Below are 20905 nucleotides of genomic sequence, written 5' to 3'. Positions count from 1 at the left end.
TCACAAAGGATCGCTCTTCCGTGAGCTTAGTTGGCCGGAGCCGCAGCCCCTCCGGGGGCGACGACCGCAGGCGCCTGCGGCGGCGTTGCCAGCTCTTCCGGCATCGGCGTCAGGGTCACACCAGCGTCCGCTCCCAAGGGCTTGCCCTCGCGGTCGGTCACCGGCGGGGCCAGAGCGTCAGCGCCTTCGGTCGTCGGAGCCGTGTCCAGCGCGGTCGAAGCGGCCGGGCGCGGATTGGGGTTCGGATTGGCGCGATCAGCCCCGTCATTGCGAAAATAATCGAAGAACTCACCATCCGGCGTGATCACCATCGAGCTGTTCTCCGATTTCAGCGCACGCTCGAAGGCAGTCATCGAGCGGGTGAAGGCGAAGAACTCGGGGTCGCGACCGAAAGCATCGGCAAAGATGGCGTTGCGTCGGGCATCGGCCTCACCGCGAACCACTTCGGATTTCTTGCGCGCTTCCGAGGTCAGCTCGACCACAGTCCGGTCGGCGGCTGCGCGAACGCGCTGCGCCGCCTCACCGCCGCGCGCGATTTCGTCAGCGGCTTCACGCTCACGTTCGGCCCGCATCCGCGCATAAGTCGCGTTGAGGTTTTGGGCGGGCAGATCGGTCCGGGTGAGACGCACGTCGATGATGCGCACGCCAAGATCTTCGGCCTCAGAGCGGGCCTTGTCGCGAATCTGGTTCATCAGACCGGTCCGGTCATTCGACAGAACCGTGGTCGAGGGCACCGAACCCAGCACCTGACGAATCGCATTGGTCACGATCGGCTCAAGCCGGGTCTGCGCCAGATCGATCCCGCCATTGCCGGTGGCGCGGCGGAAGCGGCCGACATCGACGATCTGCCAGCGCGCGAAGGCATCGACCACAAGACGGCGGTCATCGAGCGGCGTGACCTCCATCGGCTTGGTCGGCAGGCCGAGAATACGCGCGTCATAGCGCATGACATCGTCGATCAGCGGCACTTTGACATAAAGGCCGGGCTGTTCGCGAACCTCGACCACCTCGCCGAAGCGCAGCACCAGAACCTTTTCGCGGACATCGACGATATAGACCGACGCCATGACGACGACTGCCACGACGACCAGAATCGGCAGAGCAAGAACGGAAAGTGCACGTTTCATCAGTTGGTCCCTCCGGCCTGATCAGAGCCCGGGACGGGCAGTTTCCGCAGTTGATCGAGCGGAAGGTAGGGAACAACCCCCGATTCCGAGGCCTTGCCGTCAAGAATGATCTTGCTGGCGCCGCCGAGGACCTTTTCCATGGTTTCGATATACATCCGGCGGCGGGTGACTTCCGGCGCTTTGACATATTCGTCATAGACCGAGTTGAAGCGCGCAGCCTCACCCTGAGCGCTGTTCACGGCTTCGGCGCGATAGGCCTCGGCGCGTTCGATCATCGCCGCAGATTCACCACGCGCGCTTGCGAGAACGCGGTTGGCATAGGCGTCGGCCTCTTTTTCCAGCCGGTCACGCTCTTGCTGCGCGGCCTGCACTTCACGGAAGCTGTCGATCACTTCGGACGGCGGATCGGCGCGGTCGAGGTTGACGCGCAGCACATGGATGCCCGCGTCATAGGCATCGAGCGTCTGCTGGATCTGCATGGTCAGATCGCTGGCGATCGCGCCGCGGTCGCGGTTCAGGATCGGCGCCAGCTCAGAGCGGGCAACGATGTCGCGCATCGCCGATTCCGCGACGGCGCGGATGGTGTCGCGCGGATCTGCGAGGTTGAACAGGAATTTCTCGGGGTCAGAGACGTTCCAAACCACCTGATATTCCATATCGACGATATTCTGGTCGCGCGTCAGCATCAGCCCGCTGTCGAGCGGTCCGGCCTTGCCGGTGCCGATCTCGGTCACGCGCTCGCCGGTGACGTTGACCACCTCGGCGCGCACCGCCGGCCAAGGCGCGAAGTTCAGACCTTCCGTGCCGATCGAGACCGGTTTGCCGAACAACAGCTCGACCGATTGTTCGCCGGTCGTGACCTGATAGAAGCTCGAAAACGCCCAGACAGCCACGGCACCGATGCCGATGATTGCCCAAGTGCCGCGACCCAGCGAGAAACGCGGCCCCTGCCCGCGCGGACCGCCGCCGCCCGGACCACCCGAGCCGCCGCGACCGCCCATCAGCACGCGAAGGCGATCCTGACCTTTGCGCACCAGCTCTTCGATCTCGGGGATCTGTTCACCACGGCGCGGTCCACCCGGCGGTTGCTGACGGTTGCGATCATCATTGCCGCCCGCTTCCCCCCAGGGGCGCTGAGGCCCGGATTGAGGCGGCTTCTTGTCGCCGCCCTTGCCATTGTCTCCGCCACCGCCCCAAGGGCCCTGTGCTGCCATACGCCTCGCCTCGTTCAACCTTCGATCTTCTTCGTCTTAGAAACTGGAGCTTATGCGCGGAATGTCAAGAAACCGCACTGTGCCGAAGGGTCGCAGGCTTGGCCTCGCCGACCCGGCGCACCGGTTTTCGCATCGTCACCAGCTCTTCGGCAACCGTCGGATGGATCGCCACCGCGCGATCGAAATCAGCCTTGGTTGCGCCCATGCCCATCGCCACGGCGACCATCTGCAACATCTCGCCCGCATCCGGGCCAAAGATATGGCAACCGAGCACGAGATCGGTTTCAACGTCAACGATCAGCTTCATCACCGAGCGCGCCTCGGAGCCCGCGAAAAGCGAGCGCATCGGGCGGAAGCCACCGGAATAAATGTCGACCTGACCGCGCGCCGCCGCCTGCTCTTCGGTCAGGCCAATGGTCGCCAGCTCATGCGGACGGGTGTAGACGGCGCTCGGCACCTGCGAGAAATCGCAGGGCTTCGGTTTGCCGCCAAAAACGGTATCGGCGAAATTGTGCCCCGCCCGGATCGCGACCGGCGTCAGATTGACGAGATCGGTGACATCGCCAACCGCATAGATCGAGGGCACCGAGGTCTGCGACCATTCATCGACAAGGATCTGGCCATTCGGGCCCAGCTTGACCCCGACATTCTCGAGCCCAAGATCCCACGTGTAGGGCTTGCGACCCGTCGCGAAGATCACGTCGTCGAATTCTTCCTGCTGGTCGTCGTCAAAGGTCACGAGCACACGCTCGCCGACCTTTTCCAGACGCTTCGGCGTCACTTGCACGCGCAGCTCGATCCCCGAATTGACGACCTGGCTCGAAACATGGTCGCGCATCTCTTCGTCAAAGCCGCGCAGCAGGGCATCGCCGCGATAGGCGAGGATGGTCTTGCAGCCAAAGCCGTTCAGAATGGTCGCGAATTCGCAGGCGATATAGCCGCCGCCCACCAGCAGAACCTTGCCCGGCAGGCGTTCAAGCTGGAACAGATCGTCCGAGATGAGCCCATGCTCTTCCCCCTCAATCCCCGGCAGCGCCGGACGACCGCCGACCGCGATCAAAATATGCTTCGTGGTATAGCGCGTGCCATCGGACAGCTCGACCGTATGGGGGTCGACGATGCGCGCGCGGCTTTTGTAGGTATCGACCCCGGCATTGACCATGCCGTTGGTATAGGCGGCCTCAAGCCGGTTAAGCTCGCGGTTCAGCTTGTCGCGGAACATCGGCCAATCAAAGGGCCCGACGCTGGCATCGACCCAGCCATAGCCCCGCGCCTCTTCGATCTCTTTCGGCATCTGCGAGCCATAGATCATCAGCTTCTTGGGGACGCAGCCGCGGATGACGCAAGTGCCCCCCATACGGCTTTCCTCGGCGACGGCCACCCGCGCGCCATATTCTCCGGCTGAAATCCGCGAGGCGCGCGCGCCCCCGGACCCGCCCCCGATGACGAAGAGATCATAATCGAAGGTCATGCTTTGTCCTCACCACCCAACTCGACGACAGTGCCATCCTTTTGCCCAATGATGGCCATAGAGCAGATATTCAGGAAAAGCCCGTGTTCAACCACCCCGGCGACAGAGGATAACATCATCGCTAACGCCGGCGCGTCGGAGATGGCTTCAAGCTTGAGATCAAGGACATAATTCCCCTCGTCGGTCAGCACCGGCGCGCCGCCCTTTTCACGGCGCTCGACCGGACGGCCGCCATAGCCAAGCCCGGCCAGACCGCGCTCGATCAGCAGGCGCGTCGCTTCCCAACCGAAGGGAATGACCTCGACCGGCAGCGGGAAGCGGCCGAGCTGATCGACCACTTTCGAGTCGTCCGCAATCACCACCATGCGGTCCGAGGCCGTCGCCACGATCTTTTCGCGCAGATGGGCGGCCCCGCCCCCTTTGATCAGATTGAGCGCCGGATCGACCTCGTCGGCGCCGTCGATGGTTAGATCGAGCCAGCCGATCTCGTCCAGCGTCTCGATGCTGAGCCCCAGCGATTGCGCAAGCTCCGCCGTCGCTTTCGAGGTCGAGGCGCAGCGCAAGGCAAAGCCCTCGGCCTTCACTCGCTCGGCCAGCCGGTGCACGAAGACCACCGCCGTCGATCCGGTGCCAAGACCAAGCTTCATTCCGGGCTGGACCAGCTTGGTCGCAGCAATGGCGGCGGCATCCTTGGCAGGATCAAAAACGGGGGTCGCGGTCATGGGGCTCTCCGGGAAATTTTTCTGATCTTATAAGGGTCATGGCCCCTTCACGCCACCTTGAAGCGCAGCCGTTGGCGATCTCGTGGGGCTGTGCGCGCTGCGACACCGCCAGCAATTGCCTTGCGCGCGCGGCTCGCCTAATCATACGCCATGCAGATCCCGGATACATTCGCCGTCCTTATCACCGCCGCAGGTCGCGGCACACGCGCTGGCAGCGGCCTTCCCAAACAATGGAGGGCCTTGGCTGGTGAAAGCGTATTGTCACGCACTATCAAAGCATTCCACGGATTTTCTAGAATCATTCTCACGCTTCACCCTGAGGATATGGCCCGCGGCCTGCGCGAATTTGGCGGCGCCGTCACCCTGATTGCAGGGGGGGGCACACGCTCGGAAAGTGTGCGCGCGGGCCTTGAAAGCCTCGCGGGCAGCGGCGTCACCCATGTGCTGATCCACGACGGCGCCCGACCTCTGGTCTCGCCCGAGGTCATCGCGGGCGTGGTCACCGCGCTGCAAGAGGGTGCGCGCGCCGCCGCACCTGCCCTTGCGGTGACCGATGCCTTGTGGCGCGCCGAAGACGGCAAGGTCACCGGCACCGCCGACCGCGAAGGGCTCTATCGCGCCCAGACCCCGCAGGGCTTCGCGCTTGACGCCATTCTCGCGGCCCATCGCGCCGCGCCAGAGGGCGCAGCCGATGATGTCGAGCTCGCACGCCGCGCCGGTCTTGTCGTCACCGTGACCGAGGGCAGCGAAACCAATCTCAAACTCACCTGGCCGCAGGACTTTGCCCGGGCCGAAAAAATTCTGGAACAGGATATGTCGATCACCGATATCCGCCTTGGCAATGGCTTTGATGTCCATGCTTTCGGCCCCGGCACTCATCTCTGGCTTTGCGGCGTGCAGATCGCCCATGACAAGGGCCTCGTCGGCCATTCCGACGCCGATGTCGGGATGCATGCGCTGACCGATGCGATCTATGGCGCCTTGGCCGAGGGCGATATCGGCCGCCACTTCCCACCTTCCGATGCGAAGTGGAAAGGTGCGGACAGTTCGATCTTTCTCAAACATGCGGTTGATCTTGCGGCAGAAAAAGGCTTTCGCCTTGCCAATGCCGATGTCACGCTGATCTGCGAATTCCCGAAAATCGGGCCCCATGCAAGCGCGATGCAGCAGCGCCTTGCCGAGATCATGGGCCTTGAACCCGACCGCATCAGCGTCAAGGCCACGACCTCGGAGCGTCTGGGTTTCACCGGCCGCAGCGAAGGCATCGCCTCGATCGCAACGGCAACTCTTGTGATAGGCTGAACCATGCACAAACAGATCGCAACCGTTTTTGGCCTCGGCTATCTGCGCCCGGCCTCGGGCACCTGGGCCTCGGCTGTCGCCGTCGCGGTCGGCGTCGGCCTGCATTGGCTTGGTCATTTCCCACTGCTGGCGGCGGCGACCGTTCTGGTGACGATCCTCGGCTTTTGGTCGGTGCGGCACGCCGTCGTCGGCCATGCCGACAAGGACCCGCGTGAATTCGTCATCGACGAGGTCGCGGGCCAATGGCTGGCGCTTTGTTTCCCCTCGGCGGGCTTCTGGCTCATGGGCCTGCCCTCGGATGTCTTCCCCTATCCGGGCTGGCTCGCCGCCTTCATCTTCTTCCGCCTCTTCGACATCTGGAAACCCTGGCTCGTCGGCCGGGCTGATCGTCGCGGGGATGCCGACGGCATTATGATCGATGACCTTTGGGCTGGACTTTTCGCCGGGATCGCGACGATGCTGGCCGCGGGTGCTGCACACGGCTTCCTGATGGGCTGAGGATCGACATGAACGCGGAAACGGTTCTAGAGCTTGCGCGCCGCAAGGGCGTGATGATCGCCACGGCGGAAAGCTGCACCGGCGGGCTGATCGTCGGCGCGCTGACCGAGATCGCAGGCTCTTCCGATGTCGTTGACCGTGGCTTTGTCACCTATTCCAACGCGGCCAAGATGGAGATGATCGGCGTGCGCGCCGAGACGCTCGAGCGCTTTGGTGCGGTCAGCGAGGAAACCGCCGCCGAAATGGCCGCAGGCGCGCGCAAGCATTCGCGCGCTGGGCTTACGGTCTCGGTCACGGGCGTCGCGGGCCCGGGCGGCGGCTCGCCCGAAAAGCCGGTGGGCCGCGTCTGTTTCGGGATCTCGGATGCGCAGGGCACGCGCACGGAGCTGGTTGACTTCGGCGATCTTGGCCGCGCGGGGATCCGCGCCGCCACTGTCGCTCATGCGCTCGACCTGCTGGCCTTAGCCCTGACGGAGCAGTGACAGAACCGCCTCGACCTCTTCGGGGCGGGTATCCCAGCCGCAGATGAAGCGCAGCGAGGCATGGCTTTCCTCGCCCTCGGGCTCGTTCGGCCAGTAATGGAAGCTGGCCCCGGCCTCGGCCAGACGCTCGATCATCTCGACCGGGAAATTCGCAAAGACACCATTTGATTCAACGGGTTGGTCGAGCGTCACCCCGGCGATCCCGGAAAGCCCATTCGCCAATTCGCGCGCCATGGTATTGGCATGACCCGCGATTTCAAGCCATAGTCCACCGTCAAGCAGCGCGAGCATCTGTGCCGCCAGATAGCGGTGTTTCGAGAAGAGATGACCGCCACGCTTGCGCCGATATTCGAATTCCATCGACTTCTCGGGATCGAACAGCACGACGGCCTCCGCGCCCATGCAGCCGTTCTTGGTCCCGCCGAAGGACAGGATATCGACCCCGGCGCGCCAGGTCATCTCGGCGGGCGACGCGTTCTGGCCCGCGACCGCATTGGCAAACCGCGCCCCGTCCATATGGACCGGGAGGCCGATCTCGCGTGCGGCAGCGGCCAAGGCCGCGACCTCGGAGGCTTGATAGACCCGACCCCATTCGGTGGCATTGGTCAGCGACAGCCCGGCATTTTGCCCGGCATGGACCGAGTCGCCTCCGGCGCGTTTCAGCGCCTCGGCGAAGCTCTCGGGCGTCATCTTTCCGCCCTCGCCTTCGACCAAAAGCAGCTTGCCGCCGCCCATGAAGAACTCGGGCGCGCCGGTTTCGCTGGTCTGGATATGGGCGCTTTCATGGCAGAAGACGCGCCCCCAACCCGGTGCCATCAGCGAGAGCGACAGCGCATTGGCCGCCGTGCCGGTCGAGACGAAATGAACCGCCGCATCCGGCGCGTCCAGCACATCGCGCAGCCGATCCTGCGCCGCGCGGGTGATCGCATCGGTGCCGTAAGACGGCAGATTGCCCTCATTCGCAGCAGCCAGAGCTGCCATGACCTTCGGATGAACGCGGCCGGTGTTGTCCGAAGCGAAATTCATGACAGATCCTCAATAATGTAATCTTCCCAATCATCTTCCGAGACCGTGACCTCGCTGACGGTCCAGTCGCGGACAGAAGCGCCGGCGCGGTGGATCGACTCGCGGTCGCCCGAAATCAGATAATGCCAATCAAACAGCGGCTTGCCCTCGGCGCGCAGCCGATAGGCGCAGGTCGCGGGCAGCCACCAGGCGATTTCGTCCAGCTTTTTCGGCGTCAGCACCACGCAATCGGGCACATAGCGGTGACGGTCGGCATAGTTCGAACATTGGCAGCTGTGCCCGTCGAGAAGCTTGCAAGCGACCTTGGTGAAAGCAAGCTCGCCCGTATCCTCGAATTCGATCTTGTTGAGGCAGCATTTGCCGCAGCCATCACAGAGCGCTTCCCATTCATCACGGGCCAAGTCACCAAGCGGCAGCGTCCAGAAGTCCTTGCGCATCAGCCATCCGCCAAAATCGCGCGCGCCTCGGCGCTGTCGAGGTTCATCTGCGCGATCAGGGCGTCAAGATCGTCGAACTTGAGCTCGGGGCGCAGATACTCGACCAGCGCCACCGAGAGATGTTCTCCATAGAGACTGCCTGAGAAGTCGAAGATAAACGTCTCAAGATTGGGAATATTTTCGCCGAACATTGGTCGCACGCCAATGCTCGAAACACCGCGATAGCTGCCCTTGAACGGGCCGCTCAGCACATCGACCAGAACCGCATAGACGCCGAATTTCGGCGGATGCAGTCGGTCGATCGCCATATTCGCGGTCGGAAAGCCCAGTTCGCGGCCACGGGCGTCGCCATGCAGCACCTCGCCCTCGATCCGGTGCCAATGGCCCAGCATCCGCGCAGCATCCCGGGGGCGCCCCTCGCTGAGCGCCAGACGGATCGCGGTCGAGCTGTAGCGATCGCAATCCCCGATCAGCGGAGAGATCGTCACCCCGAAGCCAAGTTCGACACCCAGCTTGCGCAGGGTCTCGGCATCGCCCGCGCGTTTGTGACCGAAACGGAAATCCTCGCCAACGGTGACATGGGCGACGCCCAGCCCGTCAACCAGCACATCGCGGGCGAAGGTTTCCGGCGAAAGACCGGCCAAAACCGCGCCGAAGGGAAGCTGATAAAGATGCTCGACCCCAAGCCGCGCCAAGCGGTTCGCGCGCGCTTCGGGGTTCATCAGGCGGAAGGCCGGAGCCTCGGGAGCAAAGAATTCGCGTGGATGCGGCTCGAACAGGACGACACCAAGCGGTGCTGCCGCGGCAGAGCGCGCCCGGTCGATCACCGAGCGATGGCCCAGATGTACTCCGTCGAAGTTGCCCATGGCGACGGTGGCGCCACGCGCCTCCGCAGGCAAACCTTTCCAATCGGTATGGATGCGCAATCTGGCCCCCGGTGGGCCGTCTCGGGCCCTGTCAGTCGAACTTCCGGCTTGGCGCCAGAACGATCGCCTCACCTTTCAGCACGACGGTATCGCCGACGTAGCAGCGGGTTGCAAGCGTAACCCGACGCTTCTGATGGTCAATCGCTTCGACGGTCACTTCGGCGCGAACCAGATCGCCCGGGCGCACCGGCGCCATGAATTTGAGCGACTGGCCGAGATAGACCGTGCCGTGGCCGGGAAGCTGCTCGCCGATGACAGCAGAGATCAGCCCTGCCGTCAGCATCCCATGCGCGATCCGGCCTTGAAACATGGTGTCGCGCGCATAATCTTCGTCGAGATGCACCGGATTGCGGTCGGTCGAAACCTCGGCAAACAGCTCGATATCGCGATCCGTCACCACTTTATGCAGATGACGGCTCATGCCGATCTCAAGATCCTCGATCACGATTGTTCCGCGTGGAAAATTGTCCAGCACCATCGCATCCTCTCTGTCCTGCTTCATGCTGCATAGCAGCGGGGTATATGCGAAGCAAGAAAGTAACGATGGATCCGACTAAATGGTCAGATTATTTCCCGAAAGGCAATTTCCCCCATTGCGCGGATCGCGGTCTGCCGGAGCCCATGCCCTTTCGCCGCTCACTCGATCGAGATTGTCCCGACCTCGCAGACATCGACATCCTTGAGATAGCCATCCGTATGGTCGCTGAACAAGGCTTTGAAATCGAACCGACAATCGCCGCTGCCATCGTCGAAATCGACATCAATCGCCTCGCCTGCGGCAAGGGTCGTGTCGCCCAAGAGATCCTCTTGCCAGCTATCAACCTCGACGGTCGAGCCATAAAGCGCCTCGACCGAGGTCTGGGTGTTGTTGGTGAAGGTGATGACACGATTCTCGGCATTGGCCGCGCTGACAAACAGGCAGGCCGCGATCATAATCGGGACGAAAATGCTATTCACGTCGAATTCCCTTTGAAGATGAACGCGACAACTCTGCGCGGACCTAGGTCAAAGGCAACGATTTTGTCGAGATAATTCGATGAGAAAGCAAAGCGTTAAGGAGCATTTCAAATAAAAAGACCGGCGCGGTTGATCCGGGCCGGTCTCTTCTGTCAGTTTGTCGTCAAAGCGCGCGTTCAGATCCGGCCGGGTGCGCGCAATTGGCGCAGGAAGATCAAGGCGATAACGGTCGCGACCGCGCCCGACAGCAGGTAGAGCCCCGCCGCCCAAAGCCCAAGCGAGCTTGAAAGCAGCAGTGCCGTCAGTGGCGCAAAGCCCGCGCCAAACATCCACGACAGCGACGAGACCAGCGCCGACGCGGTGTAGCGGTTGCGGTGATCGAAAAGCGAGGCGATTGCGCCCGAAGACAGCGCGAAGCTGAAGCCAAGGATGGTGAAGCCGATCAGCATGTAAGCGACCTCGCCCCCGCGGCCCATCGACAGAAGCTGCGGCGCGGCCAGCGCAAAGATCCCGATGGCAATCGCCGAGGCGAGCAGGATCCGATGACGCCCGATCCGGTCGGCCAGCAGGCCCGACAGCAGCAACGAGACAAGGCAGACGCCCGCGCCAATCGCCTCGAGGATCAGGAAGCTGTCGAGCGATTCACGGGTGTAGAGATAGATCCAGGACAGCGGGAAGACCGTGACCATGTGAAACATCGCAAAGGTCGCGAGGGGCACGAAGATCCCGACGAGAATTCCACGACCATCCTTGGCAACCGTCGCGCGCAGCGAGGTCGCCTTGAGCTCGTTTTCCTCGAAAAGCCGCTCGATCTCGGGGGCGGCAACGATGCGCAGCCGAGCGAAAAGGGCGACGACGTTCAACGCGAAAGCCACGAAGAAGGGATAGCGCCAGCCCCATTCCAGGAAATCCTGCGCCGAGAGCGTCGCGACAAGGAAAGCGAAAAGCAGCGCGGCCACCGCCAGCCCGATCGGCGCGCCGATCTGCGGGATCATGGCGTAGAACCCGCGCCGCTCACGCGAAACCGAGACCGCCAGCAGCGAGGCCAGCCCGTCCCAGGCCCCGCCCAGCGCGATCCCCTGCCCGATTCGCAACAGCGTCATCACCACGATGGCGCCCCAACCCGCCGATTGCCAGGTTGGTGCCAGGCCCATGCCGACGGTGCAGGTCCCCATCAGGAAAAGCGCGATGGTCAGCTTGGGCAGACGCCCGACGCGGCGGTCGATCCGGCTGAACAAAGCCATGCCGAAGGGGCGCGCGACAAAGGCCACGGCGAGCAGCACGAAAGACCACAAAACCCCCTGCAATGACGGCAGAAAGGGGAAAAGCCGGGTCGGGAAGACCAAGACGGCGGCAATGGCGAAGGCGAAGAAATCGAAAAACTCCGATGTCCTTCCGATGATGACTCCGACCGCGAGATCGGAAGGAGAAACATCATGGTGCTCGTCCCGAGAGGCACGGCGGCTGGCGGTAGCGGCAGGGGTGGTTTCCATCGGCGACTTCATTCGAAAATGCAGGGAAGTCGGGCCTGTTTCAGCCCGGAACGCGAGCTATCTGCCATGTCCCGGACCGGGTCTGACATTGGACAAATTGTCCAATGTTGGCCGGTTTGGGAAGGGTTGTAGGGTCCCCTCGCCCACGAATCCCCCTTTCCTCGAGCGATCGGGCATCGCGTCGCGACGAATGAACACCATGAAGAAAGCTCCTTTGCTCAGGCCGCTCGCGTGGCTGATCCCCGTCATTTTCCTGTCCGCGTGCAAGACCGATGTGCTTGCGCCCGCAGGCGATGTCGCGCTTCAGCAGCGCGATATCCTGATCATTGCCACCCTGCTCATGCTGATCATCATCATTCCGGTGATGATCATGATCTGCTGGTTTGCCTGGCGTTACCGCGCCTCGAACACACGCGCGGCCTATCGGCCGAACTGGGACCACTCGACCAAGCTTGAATTGGCGATCTGGGGCTTTCCGGTGCTCATCATCGTGGCGCTTGGTGCGCTGACCTGGGTCAGCACCCACTTGACCGACCCCTATCGCCCGCTTGGCCGGATCTCGGCCGAGAGGCCGCTTGATGGCCAAAAGCCGCTTGAGGTCGAGGTTGTCGCGCTCGATTGGAAATGGCTCTTCATCTACCCGGAACAGGGCGTGGCTTCGGTCAATGAGCTTGCCCTGCCCGTTGACCGCCCGGTCCGCTTCCGCCTGACGGCCTCTTCGGTGATGAATGCCTTCTATCTGCCCACCATGGCGGGGATGATCTATGCCATGCCGGGGATGGAGACGACGCTGAACGGCGTTATCAACGAAGAAGGCACCTATAAGGGCATCGCCTCGCATTATTCGGGCGCGGGCTTCTCGGGAATGCATTTCCAGACCCATGTCTATAACGCCAAGGGCTTCGATGACTGGATCGAGACCACTCGCACGGGCGAGAGCAATCTCGACCGTCAGGAATATCTGGCGCTGGAGCGTCCCTCCGAGAACGTGCCGCCGCGCCGTTTCGCCACGGTTGACCCCCAGCTTTACGACCGCATCGTCAACCTCTGCGTCGAGCCGGGCAAGATCTGCATGGCAGAGATGATGGCGCTGGACGCCAAGGGCGGGATTGGCCTTGCCGGGACGACCAACCTCCAGCCGCTGCCCGAGGGGCCGAATGCCCGCACTGCCGCGCGCGAGCCGGTGCTGGGCTGGCAGCCCTTCCTCGTCACCGGCTTTTGCACGCCTGAAGAGCTTGCCCAGATGTTTGGCAACCGCCCGCAATGGTCCACCGTCCAGCCGGGCGATCCCACCCCCTTGCGTGGTCAGGGCATGAACCCACCCTCAAGCCCGTTCAGCCCTGACTGGGGCACGCGGATCACTAGAATGCTGCCGTCTGCGGCCAGCGAAACCAACCTGTAACGGACAGGGACAATGGCCGATATCGACTATTCCACCTCCCCCCTGCTTGGTCGCCTCAACTGGAGCGCCATTCCGCAGGAACCCATCGTCTGGGCGACCTTCGCGGGGGTCGTCCTTGGCGGCCTCGTCGTGCTGGCGCTCCTGACGAAATACCGCCTCTGGGGCTATCTCTGGCATGAGTGGTTCACGAGCGTCGACCACAAGAAGATCGGCATCATGTATATGGTGCTCGGCCTGATCATGTTCGTGCGCGGCTTTGCCGATGCGATCATGATGCGGCTTCAGCAGGTCTGGGCCTTTGGCGGTTCCGAGGGCTATCTCAACGCCCACCATTACGACCAGATCTTCAGCGCCCATGGCGTGATCATGATCTTCTTCGTCGCCATGCCCTTCATCACCGGGCTGATGAACTTCGTTGTCCCTCTGCAGATCGGCGCGCGCGATGTGTCTTTCCCCTTCCTGAACAACTTCTCGTTCTGGATGACGACGGGCGGCGCGGTGCTGACCATGGTCTCGCTCTTCCTTGGCGAATATGCTCAGACCGGCTGGCTGGCCTTCCCGCCGCTGTCGGGGATTGCCGCGAGCCCCTGGGTCGGGGTCGATTACTACATCTGGGGCCTCCAGGTCGCAGGGGTCGGCACGACGCTGTCGGGCATCAACCTGCTGGTGACCATCATCAAGATGCGCGCGCCGGGCATGACCCTGATGCGGATGCCGGTCTTCACCTGGACCTCGCTTTGTGCCAACATCCTGATTGTCGCCTCCTTCCCGATCCTGACGATGACGCTGATCCTGCTGACGCTTGATCGCTATATCGGCACCAACTTCTTCACCAATGACCTTGGCGGCAACGCCATGCTCTATATCAACCTGATCTGGATCTGGGGTCACCCCGAGGTCTATATCCTTGTTCTGCCGCTCTTCGGCGTCTTCTCAGAGGTCACCGCGACCTTCTCGGGCAAGAAGCTCTTTGGCTATAGCTCGATGGTCTATGCCACGGTCTGTATCACCATCCTGAGCTACCTCGTCTGGCTGCACCACTTCTTCACCATGGGTTCGGGTGCCTCGGTCAATGCGTTCTTCGGCATCACCACGATGATCATCTCAGTCCCGACCGGGGCGAAGCTCTTCAACTGGCTCTTCACGATCTATCAGGGCCGGGTGCGCTATGAGCTGCCGATGATGTGGACCATCGCCTTCATGCTGACCTTCACGCTTGGCGGGATGACGGGCGTGCTGCTCGCACTGCCGCCGGCGGACTTCCTGCTGCACAACTCGCTCTTCCTGATCGCGCATTTCCATAACGTGATCATCGGCGGCGTGCTCTTCGGGATCTTTGCCGCGATCAACTACTGGTGGCCCAAGGCGTTCGGCTACAAGCTTGATGTCTTCTGGGGCAAGGTCTCGTTCTGGTTCTGGGTCGTCGGCTTCTGGACCGCCTTCGCGCCGCTCTATGTGCTGGGCCTGATGGGCGTGACCCGCCGGATGCGCGTCTTCGACGATCCCGATCTCAAGATCTGGTTCATCATCGCCGCCATTGGCGCGGTGCTGATCGCGATCGGCATTGCCGCGATGTTCATCCAGTTCGGCGTCTCGATCCTGCGCCGCAACCAGAACCGCGACCTGACCGGAGACCCGTGGGACGGGCGCACGCTCGAATGGGCGACCTCGTCTCCGCCGGCCGACTACAACTTCGCCTTCACCCCGATCGTGCATGGCCATGACGCCTGGACCGAGATGAAAGAGGAAGGCGTCGCACGTCCCCAGGCCGCGTATATCCCGATCCATATGCCCAGAGGCACGGGCGCTGGCGTCATCCTCTCGGCTTTGGCGACGCTTTGCGGCTTTGCCATGATCTGGTGGATCTGGTGGCTGGCCGGGGTCTCGTTCATCGCCATGGTGGCTTATGCGATCTGGCACACGTTCAACTTTGACCGCGACTACCACATCCCGGCCGCCGAGGTCGCCGAGACCGAAGCACGTCGCGACGCCAATATCGCCGCTGCGGGGGTCTGAGAGATATGAGCACGATGACCAACGCATCTCCCAATCCATTGGAAGCGACCTACTGGGACACCAAGCCCCATCACCATGAGGAAGGGGCCTCGACCGGCCTCGGCTTCTGGGTCTATCTGATGAGCGACTGCCTGATGTTCGCGGTGCTGTTCGCGGGCTATGGCGTCTTGGGGCGCAGCTTTGCCGCAGGACCCGGCCCGAAGGAGCTCTTTGACCTCGGGCTGGTGGCGGTCAACACCGCCTTCCTGCTGCTCTCGTCGATCACCTTCGGTTTCGCCATGCTCGCGCTTTACGCCAAACGGCAGGGCCCGGCGCTTGGTTGGCTTGCGGTGACGCTCGCCTTCGGTCTGGCCTTCCTTGCGGTCGAGCTTTACGAGTTCCACCACCTGATCCATCTGGGCGCCGGTCCGCAGCGCTCGGCGTTCCTCTCGGCCTTCTTCGCGCTGGTCGGCACCCATGGTCTGCATGTGACCTTCGGCTCGATCTGGCTGGTCACGATGATGGTCCAGATCAAGCGCTATGGCGCCACCGGCCCGATCATGCGCCGCATGACCTGCCTGAGCATGTTCTGGCACTTCCTCGACGTCATCTGGATCGGCGTCTTCACCTTCGTCTATCTTCTGGGGGTCATCTGATGTCGGACCATAGCCACGATATCCATGGTCACGCGCATGATCACGATCACGGGCACGGCGGCGGCCATGACCACGGGAGCTACGCCAGCTATCTGCGCGGCTTCATCCTCTCGGTCGTGCTGACCGCCATTCCCTTCGCGCTGGTGATGAGCGGTGCGATCGAGAGCCGCGCCGTCACCATCACCATCGTGCTTCTGTGCGCCTTCGTGCAGGTGCTGGTTCACATGGTCTATTTCCTGCATATGAACACGCGCTCGGATGAGGGCTGGAACTTCATCGCGACGATCTTCACCATCGTCGTCGTGGTCATCATGCTCGCGGGCTCGCTTTGGGTCATGTATAACATGAACACCAATATGATGCCGCAGATGAACCATGAGGCCCTGAGCGGCTTCGGCTCATAAGCACAGGCGAAACGTGAGCGAGACAAACACCAGCAAGGGCCGCCGACCCGGCCCTTTCTTCTTCGCCCTCGGGCTTTTGGGCGTGCTGGCGCTGATCGCGCTTGGCATCTGGCAGGTCCAGCGGCTCCAGTGGAAGACCGCGCTGATTGCCCGGGTCGAGGCGGGGCTTACCGCCGCCCCAACCCCGGCACCCGGCCCCGGCGACTGGCCAAGCCTCAGCGCCAATACCGATGAATACCGCCGCGTCACCGTCTCGGGGCGGTTCCTGCCCGGCACGGACGTTCTGGTTCAGGCCGTCACCATCGAAGGGCGCGGCTTTTGGGTGATGACGCCCTTTGGGCCTGACAACGGCGCGCCGCTTTACATCAACCGCGGCTTTATCCCCGAAGACAAACGCGACCCCGCGCTTTGGCCCGCGCCCGCGGGTGAGGTCACGCTGACCGGGCTTTTGCGGCTGAGCCAGCCCGGCGGAGGTTTCTTGCGCAGCAACCGCCCCGAGGAAAACCGCTGGTTTTCCCGCGATGTCGCCGCAATGGCCGCCAAGCAAGGCCTCGGCCCGGTCGCACCCTATTTCATCGACGAAAGCGCCCCAACTGGCGGCGCGACGGGCCTGCCGATTGCCGGTCTGACGGTGGTCAGCTTCCCGAACCACCACCTCAACTACGCGCTGACCTGGTTTGCCTTGGCTGCGGGCCTTGGTGCCGTTCTGATCTGGCAGGCCCGGCAGCCCAGTTCACGGCCCAGCGCGCCGCACTGAGTCTTAGTTCACCTGCTGCTTGGCCAATTTGCGCGCCAAGGTGCGGCGGTGCATCCCAAGGCGGCGTGCGGCCTCGGAGATATTGAAATCGACCTCGCGCAGGACTTGCTGGATATGCTCCCATTCATGGGTGCGCAGGCTCGCCCGCCGCGCGGTCAGAGGCACGGTCGCATCGCCTTCCTCGCGCGCGAAAGCCGCCTCGATCTCGGAGGCGGTCGAGGGTTTCGCCAGATAGTGCCGCGCGCCCAGTTTGATCGCCTCGACGGCGGTCGCAATGCTGGCATAGCCGGTCAGCACCACCATCAGCGGCACCGGATCAAGCAAAGCGAAGGCGCGCACGCAATCAAGCCCCGAGCGCCCCGGCAGCTTCAGATCGATCACGGCAAAGCCCGGCACTTCGGCAGAGGCCAATTCAATCGCCTCTTCGACAGAGCGGGCGTGACGGCAGCGATAGCCGCGCCGCCGAAAGGCCGCGACCAGTGTCTCGGCCAGAGGCGCGTCATCCTCGACGATCAGCATGGTCTTTTCGGGGCGGGATTGCGCGCCCGAAAGCGGATCGGGGTGTGGATCGGTCATAGCGACTGGATCTCCAGAGTAATGGCGGCCCCTCCCGACGCCGGGTTTTCAAGCGACATCGCCCCGCCAATGCGGCGCATGACATTGCTGACCAGAAAAAGCCCGAGTCCCCTCCCTGGATCCTCGTGGCTCGATTGAAACGGATGGCCGGGCGCGCCGATGATTTCAGGCGGAAAGCCCGGCCCGTCATCGGCGAGCCGCAGCTGGACGCGATCGTCGCCCAAAGGACGGGCGGAGATGGTCAACCGGCGCGCACCGGCCTCGACCGCATTATCCAGCAGATTGCGCAAAGCGTTTTCCAGCATTGGATCGGCGAGGATCAGAACGCTTTCGGCCTCATCGGCCTCGATCGTCACAGCAAGCGTCGGATCGGAGGCCTGCCAATCGGCGACCAGATCTTCGAGGAAATCCTCGATCAGCTCGGGTCCGGCCTCGTCCAGCCGCTCTTGTCCCGACGACATCAGCATATCCGAGACGATCGCCCGGCAGCGCGCCACCTCGCCCAGCATCCGCGCGGTTTCCAGCCGCAGCTCATCCTCGGGCGGCAGGCCCTGAGTTTGCCAGTCGTCCAGCGTCACCGCGACCGTCGTCAGCGGCGTGCCGATCTCATGGGCCGCGCCGCTTGCCAGAAGGCCCAGACGGACGAGATGGTCCTCTTCAATCAGCTGGCGGCGCAGATGCGCGATCTGATTGTCGCGCTGACGCAGGTTCTCGCTGATGCTCAGCATGAACCGGAAGAGGAGCCCCGCCGCCATGACGAAGCCCAGAAACATCCCCTGCAGATGCAGATCCATGAAGCTCGGCTCGAGCCCGCGTGCAGGCATCGGCAGGATCAGCGGCCGACCATTGCCCAACAGCCAGAAGAAGGCCGCTACGGTCGCCAGCATGACGATGAAGGCCAGCCCCGGCGGCAGCAGCACGACGCCAAGGATAACCTGAAGGATGAAGAGCGTCACGAAGGGGTTCGACGCCCCGCCGCTAAGATAAAGCAGGATCGTCAGCGCCGCGACATCAAGCAGCAGCGACCACAGGATCAGCCGATTGCCGATCTCGCGTTGATGGCGCAGCCACCAGACCGAAATCAGATTGAGCACCACCAGCGCCATGCTGACCGGGATCATCCGCCCCAGCGGCAGGCTCAGGTCAAGCAGGCTATGGGTTACGGCAATGGCGGCAATCTGGCCGAGGATGGCGATCCAGCGCAGCCGGATCAGCAAGGCAAGGTTCTTGCGCGCCGTCCGAGCGGTGATCCGCCGCATTTCCTCGAGATTGTCCATCTGTCTCCGAAGGCCAATGGTCGCGTTGGCTTCAGCCATGACTCCGCACGCGTCTGGAAACAACCCCAGAGCCAAGGGATGCGGCCCATGCCCTGAGGTCACAGCGCCGGTGAGACGCGCAAAACCGCAGCTTTTGCGGGGCGCGGCGGCGCTTTGCGGCAGATCGTCGCCCTTGGCCCTGCGGGCGCAGGGCGCGGCTGGAGCGGCGGTTCAGCGCAGCCCCAGCACCGCGCCGACCGGCAGGATCTCGGCTCCCTGCGCGAGCGCCTCGGCCAGAAGCGTCGAGAGTGTTTCGGGGGTGATGCCATAGGGGCTGGGCTCGGGCGCGACATCATGAGCAAAGAGGATCACCCAGCCGCCCGTCGTCGCGGCCTCTGCCATCGCCTGACGCGCCCGCGCGATCCGGGCCGGATCGGGGCGCAGATCGAAGGCCGCGAGCTGCATCCGGTCGGTGCCCTTGCAGTTGACGCCCGCAAGCACGCCGCGCGCGCTGACGACTTCGCCCAGCAGCGCGCGCTTCAGCCCAAGGCTGGTTTCGCCGTAAGGATAGGCCAGATGCGGGCTCGGTGCGGTGCCGAGAATATCCTCAAGCTCCCTGCGGTTTCGCTGCAGATCCGCAAGCGCAGCCTCGGGGCCCGCGCGGTCCATGTCGAGATGGGCATGACCATGCAGCGCAATCTCTTGCCCCGTCGCCGCCAGCTCGCGGATGCGCCTGGGCTCAAGAATACGCCCGCTTGGACTGTCCTGCCCCAAAAGCCCGGTCGCGATATACCAGCTCGCCTGCACCCCGTGCCGCGCCAGAACCTCGGCCCCTAAAGTCGCAGCGCTGTCCGGGACATCGTCAAAGCTGATCGAGAGCTGGAAGCCGCGCCGTTCGGTCAGCGGCGCAACCCGGCGCACATTGGTCCAGCGTCGCCGCAGCCGCGCCGCCAAGGACCGCGCCGGAGCATAGCCCTCAGTGGTCTCGGGCATGAAGCGCCTGCGCATAGACCGACACCCGGAAGAGCTTCAGCGCCACCAGCCGCAACCGCGCGGGCAGGACCGGCCGCCCCGAGAGCACCGCGCGCCGCATCGCCCAGGTTAGGCTCCGCCGGAACGGCAGCCGCGACAGCGCGCGCGCCATGCGATAGACCGGCATCCGCCGCACGCTGTCGGGATGCTCGTCAAGCATAAGCAGGAAATTCCCGCCCGAGCCCTCGTATTTCCCCAAAAGCGCCGCATCCTCATCGAGCCCAAGATGGACGGCGGGATTGTCGATATGGCGGATCGGGTAATGATCGGCCACGCTCAGTCCCCAATCGACATCCTCCCAGCCCCAGCCGCTGAACCGATTGTTGAAGGGCACATCTCGGCAAAGCTGGCGGTGAAAGAAGATGTTCGCGGTAAAGACATAGCGCCCCGGATCCGCGCGCCGCCGCGCCGCGTCCAGACATTCCGAGCGCACCGATTGCAGCGCATGAAGCCGCGTCGCCCGGGTCACCGCCAGGCGATCAACCCCGAAGCCGCCGACAATACAGCAGGGTCGCCCTTCAGCGCGCGCAGCTTGCTGATAGACGCGCAGAAAATCCTCGCGATCGATGCGCATATCGCCGTCGAGAAACAAAAGCCAATCCGAATGCGCCGCCGCCATCAGCGCATTGCGCGCCGCCGCCCGGCCCAGATTTTGTGGCACCGTCATCAGAGCGGTCTGCCCGGGAAAGGCGCGCAGCGCCTGCTCGATCCGCGCCGTGAGCGCCGGGTCAGCAGAGCCGTCATCATAGATCCGCAGCATCGCCTCATCGGCACCTCGCAGCCGCGAAAGCTGGGCAATCAGTGCGGAGGGATCGTCGCGATAGATCGGAATGCAGATTTCAACAGAGATGCCGCCGTCGGTGGGGCTGCGGGCAGACATATCCTGTGAAAAAACACTCATGGAGGCGAAAGCTCCGATCAATCTGCCGAACTAGAGGTTGAAATATAGCGGTAAGCATTTCGCGCATAAAGAGAGCTTAACCAGCATTTTACCAAACTTAGCTCTTTTTTCCAACTCCAGGGCAATCGCATCGCATGGGCCTCCGGCGCGGCCCGCGCAGAGGGTTACAAAAGAAAAAACCCCCGCCCGAAGGCAGGGGGAGAGTTTCGCTGATCAGGCTCCTTCGTTGACTGCCCGGTATCGCTTTTTGCCTGGGCCATCTCAGCGCTGA

At 63.2% G+C, this 20905-nt stretch carries 22 protein-coding genes; 8 read left to right on the top strand and 14 right to left on the bottom strand.

Translation table 11 applies throughout. The features are described from left to right. Nucleotides 1-26 precede the first annotated feature (26 nt). From hflC to rpiA, 4 genes are all read right to left on the bottom strand, one after another. Complete coding sequence (hflC, locus tag JCM7686_RS06865; protein WP_020950129.1) at nt 27-1127, bottom strand: protease modulator HflC; 1101 nt, start codon at nt 1125-1127, stop codon at nt 27-29. Continuing rightward, nucleotides 1127-2341 carry an FtsH protease activity modulator HflK gene (gene hflK / locus JCM7686_RS06860; protein ID WP_020950128.1) on the bottom strand — a complete coding sequence of 405 codons (1215 nt, stop codon included), beginning with the start codon at nt 2339-2341 and terminating at the stop codon, nt 1127-1129. The genes hflC and hflK overlap by 1 nt, the downstream gene beginning before the upstream one ends. Nucleotides 2342-2405: 64 nt before the next feature. After that, a complete protein-coding gene (gene gorA / locus JCM7686_RS06855; protein WP_020950127.1) occupies nt 2406-3812 on the bottom strand; it encodes a glutathione-disulfide reductase in 1407 nt (468 codons plus the stop codon). Continuing rightward, on the bottom strand, nt 3809-4534 hold the full coding sequence (rpiA, locus tag JCM7686_RS06850; protein WP_020950126.1) for a ribose-5-phosphate isomerase RpiA: 726 nt from the start codon (nt 4532-4534) through the stop codon (nt 3809-3811). Before rpiA ends, gorA begins: the two co-directional genes overlap by 4 nt. 150 nt (nt 4535-4684) lie before the next feature. Between rpiA and JCM7686_RS06845 the strand changes: the two genes are divergently transcribed. The 3 genes from JCM7686_RS06845 to JCM7686_RS06835 are packed head-to-tail and all read left to right on the top strand — an operon-like array spanning nt 4685 to nt 6816. Further along, nucleotides 4685-5836, top strand: a complete 1152-nt coding sequence (locus JCM7686_RS06845; RefSeq protein WP_041527191.1) for a bifunctional 2-C-methyl-D-erythritol 4-phosphate cytidylyltransferase/2-C-methyl-D-erythritol 2,4-cyclodiphosphate synthase — start codon at nt 4685-4687, stop codon at nt 5834-5836. Between the two features lie 3 nt (nt 5837-5839). Next, a complete protein-coding gene (locus tag JCM7686_RS06840; RefSeq protein WP_020950124.1) occupies nt 5840-6334 on the top strand; it encodes a phosphatidylglycerophosphatase A family protein in 495 nt (164 codons plus the stop codon). 8 nt (nt 6335-6342) lie between these two features. Then, nucleotides 6343-6816, top strand: a complete 474-nt coding sequence (locus tag JCM7686_RS06835) for a CinA family protein (RefSeq protein WP_020950123.1) — start codon at nt 6343-6345, stop codon at nt 6814-6816. Here JCM7686_RS06835 and JCM7686_RS06830 read toward each other — a convergent pair. From JCM7686_RS06830 to JCM7686_RS06805, 6 genes are all read right to left on the bottom strand, one after another. Next, on the bottom strand, nt 6796-7842 hold the full coding sequence (locus JCM7686_RS06830) for a threonine aldolase family protein (protein WP_020950122.1): 1047 nt from the start codon (nt 7840-7842) through the stop codon (nt 6796-6798). The two genes, JCM7686_RS06835 and JCM7686_RS06830, sit on opposite strands and share 21 nt — an antisense overlap. Beyond that, nucleotides 7839-8279: a YcgN family cysteine cluster protein gene (locus tag JCM7686_RS06825; RefSeq protein WP_020950121.1), complete on the bottom strand. Its 441-nt coding sequence runs from the start codon at nt 8277-8279 to the stop codon at nt 7839-7841. The genes JCM7686_RS06830 and JCM7686_RS06825 overlap by 4 nt, the downstream gene beginning before the upstream one ends. Beyond that, complete coding sequence (locus tag JCM7686_RS06820) at nt 8279-9205, bottom strand: bifunctional riboflavin kinase/FAD synthetase (protein WP_020950120.1); 927 nt, start codon at nt 9203-9205, stop codon at nt 8279-8281. Before JCM7686_RS06820 ends, JCM7686_RS06825 begins: the two co-directional genes overlap by 1 nt. A gap of 31 nt (nt 9206-9236) precedes the next feature. Further along, complete coding sequence (locus JCM7686_RS06815; RefSeq protein ID WP_041527668.1) at nt 9237-9680, bottom strand: MaoC family dehydratase; 444 nt, start codon at nt 9678-9680, stop codon at nt 9237-9239. Nucleotides 9681-9841: 161 nt separating this feature from the next. Beyond that, a complete protein-coding gene (locus tag JCM7686_RS06810) occupies nt 9842-10162 on the bottom strand; it encodes a hypothetical protein (RefSeq protein ID WP_020950118.1) in 321 nt (106 codons plus the stop codon). 176 nt (nt 10163-10338) lie between these two features. Further along, nucleotides 10339-11655: an MFS transporter gene (locus JCM7686_RS06805; protein ID WP_051201629.1), complete on the bottom strand. Its 1317-nt coding sequence runs from the start codon at nt 11653-11655 to the stop codon at nt 10339-10341. A 199-nt stretch (nt 11656-11854) separates the two neighbouring features. Between JCM7686_RS06805 and cyoA the strand changes: the two genes are divergently transcribed. Genes cyoA through JCM7686_RS06780 form a run of 5 tightly spaced genes read left to right on the top strand, consistent with a single transcriptional unit; the run spans nt 11855 to nt 16869 of the window. Further along, nucleotides 11855-13057, top strand: a complete 1203-nt coding sequence (gene cyoA, locus JCM7686_RS06800) for a ubiquinol oxidase subunit II (protein ID WP_201769419.1) — start codon at nt 11855-11857, stop codon at nt 13055-13057. 12 nt (nt 13058-13069) lie between these two features. Beyond that, on the top strand, nt 13070-15073 hold the full coding sequence (gene cyoB / locus JCM7686_RS06795) for a cytochrome o ubiquinol oxidase subunit I (RefSeq protein WP_020950115.1): 2004 nt from the start codon (nt 13070-13072) through the stop codon (nt 15071-15073). Nucleotides 15074-15087: 14 nt separating this feature from the next. Beyond that, nucleotides 15088-15708 carry a cytochrome o ubiquinol oxidase subunit III gene (gene cyoC / locus JCM7686_RS06790; protein WP_051201628.1) on the top strand — a complete coding sequence of 207 codons (621 nt, stop codon included), beginning with the start codon at nt 15088-15090 and terminating at the stop codon, nt 15706-15708. Continuing rightward, nucleotides 15708-16112 carry a cytochrome o ubiquinol oxidase subunit IV gene (gene cyoD / locus JCM7686_RS06785; protein ID WP_020950113.1) on the top strand — a complete coding sequence of 135 codons (405 nt, stop codon included), beginning with the start codon at nt 15708-15710 and terminating at the stop codon, nt 16110-16112. The genes cyoC and cyoD overlap by 1 nt, the downstream gene beginning before the upstream one ends. Nucleotides 16113-16125: 13 nt before the next feature. Next, a complete protein-coding gene (locus JCM7686_RS06780) occupies nt 16126-16869 on the top strand; it encodes an SURF1 family protein (RefSeq protein WP_020950112.1) in 744 nt (247 codons plus the stop codon). 3 nt (nt 16870-16872) lie between these two features. Here the strand turns inward: JCM7686_RS06780 and JCM7686_RS06775 are convergent, their stop codons facing one another. From JCM7686_RS06775 to JCM7686_RS06760, 4 genes are all read right to left on the bottom strand, one after another. Further along, nucleotides 16873-17445 carry a response regulator transcription factor gene (locus JCM7686_RS06775; protein WP_020950111.1) on the bottom strand — a complete coding sequence of 191 codons (573 nt, stop codon included), beginning with the start codon at nt 17443-17445 and terminating at the stop codon, nt 16873-16875. Beyond that, complete coding sequence (locus JCM7686_RS06770) at nt 17442-18722, bottom strand: ATP-binding protein (protein ID WP_020950110.1); 1281 nt, start codon at nt 18720-18722, stop codon at nt 17442-17444. The genes JCM7686_RS06775 and JCM7686_RS06770 overlap by 4 nt, the downstream gene beginning before the upstream one ends. 210 nt (nt 18723-18932) lie before the next feature. Then, on the bottom strand, nt 18933-19694 hold the full coding sequence (locus tag JCM7686_RS06765; protein ID WP_041527189.1) for a polysaccharide deacetylase family protein: 762 nt from the start codon (nt 19692-19694) through the stop codon (nt 18933-18935). Next, nucleotides 19678-20613: a glycosyltransferase family A protein gene (locus tag JCM7686_RS06760; RefSeq protein WP_051201527.1), complete on the bottom strand. Its 936-nt coding sequence runs from the start codon at nt 20611-20613 to the stop codon at nt 19678-19680. Before JCM7686_RS06760 ends, JCM7686_RS06765 begins: the two co-directional genes overlap by 17 nt. Nucleotides 20614-20905: the final 292 nt, after the last annotated feature.

Origin of the sequence: Paracoccus aminophilus JCM 7686, assembly GCF_000444995.1 — a bacterium.
In the GTDB taxonomy this organism is placed as follows: Bacteria; Pseudomonadota; Alphaproteobacteria; order Rhodobacterales; family Rhodobacteraceae; genus Paracoccus; species Paracoccus aminophilus.
This window is presented reverse-complemented; position numbering and strand designations above follow the sequence as displayed.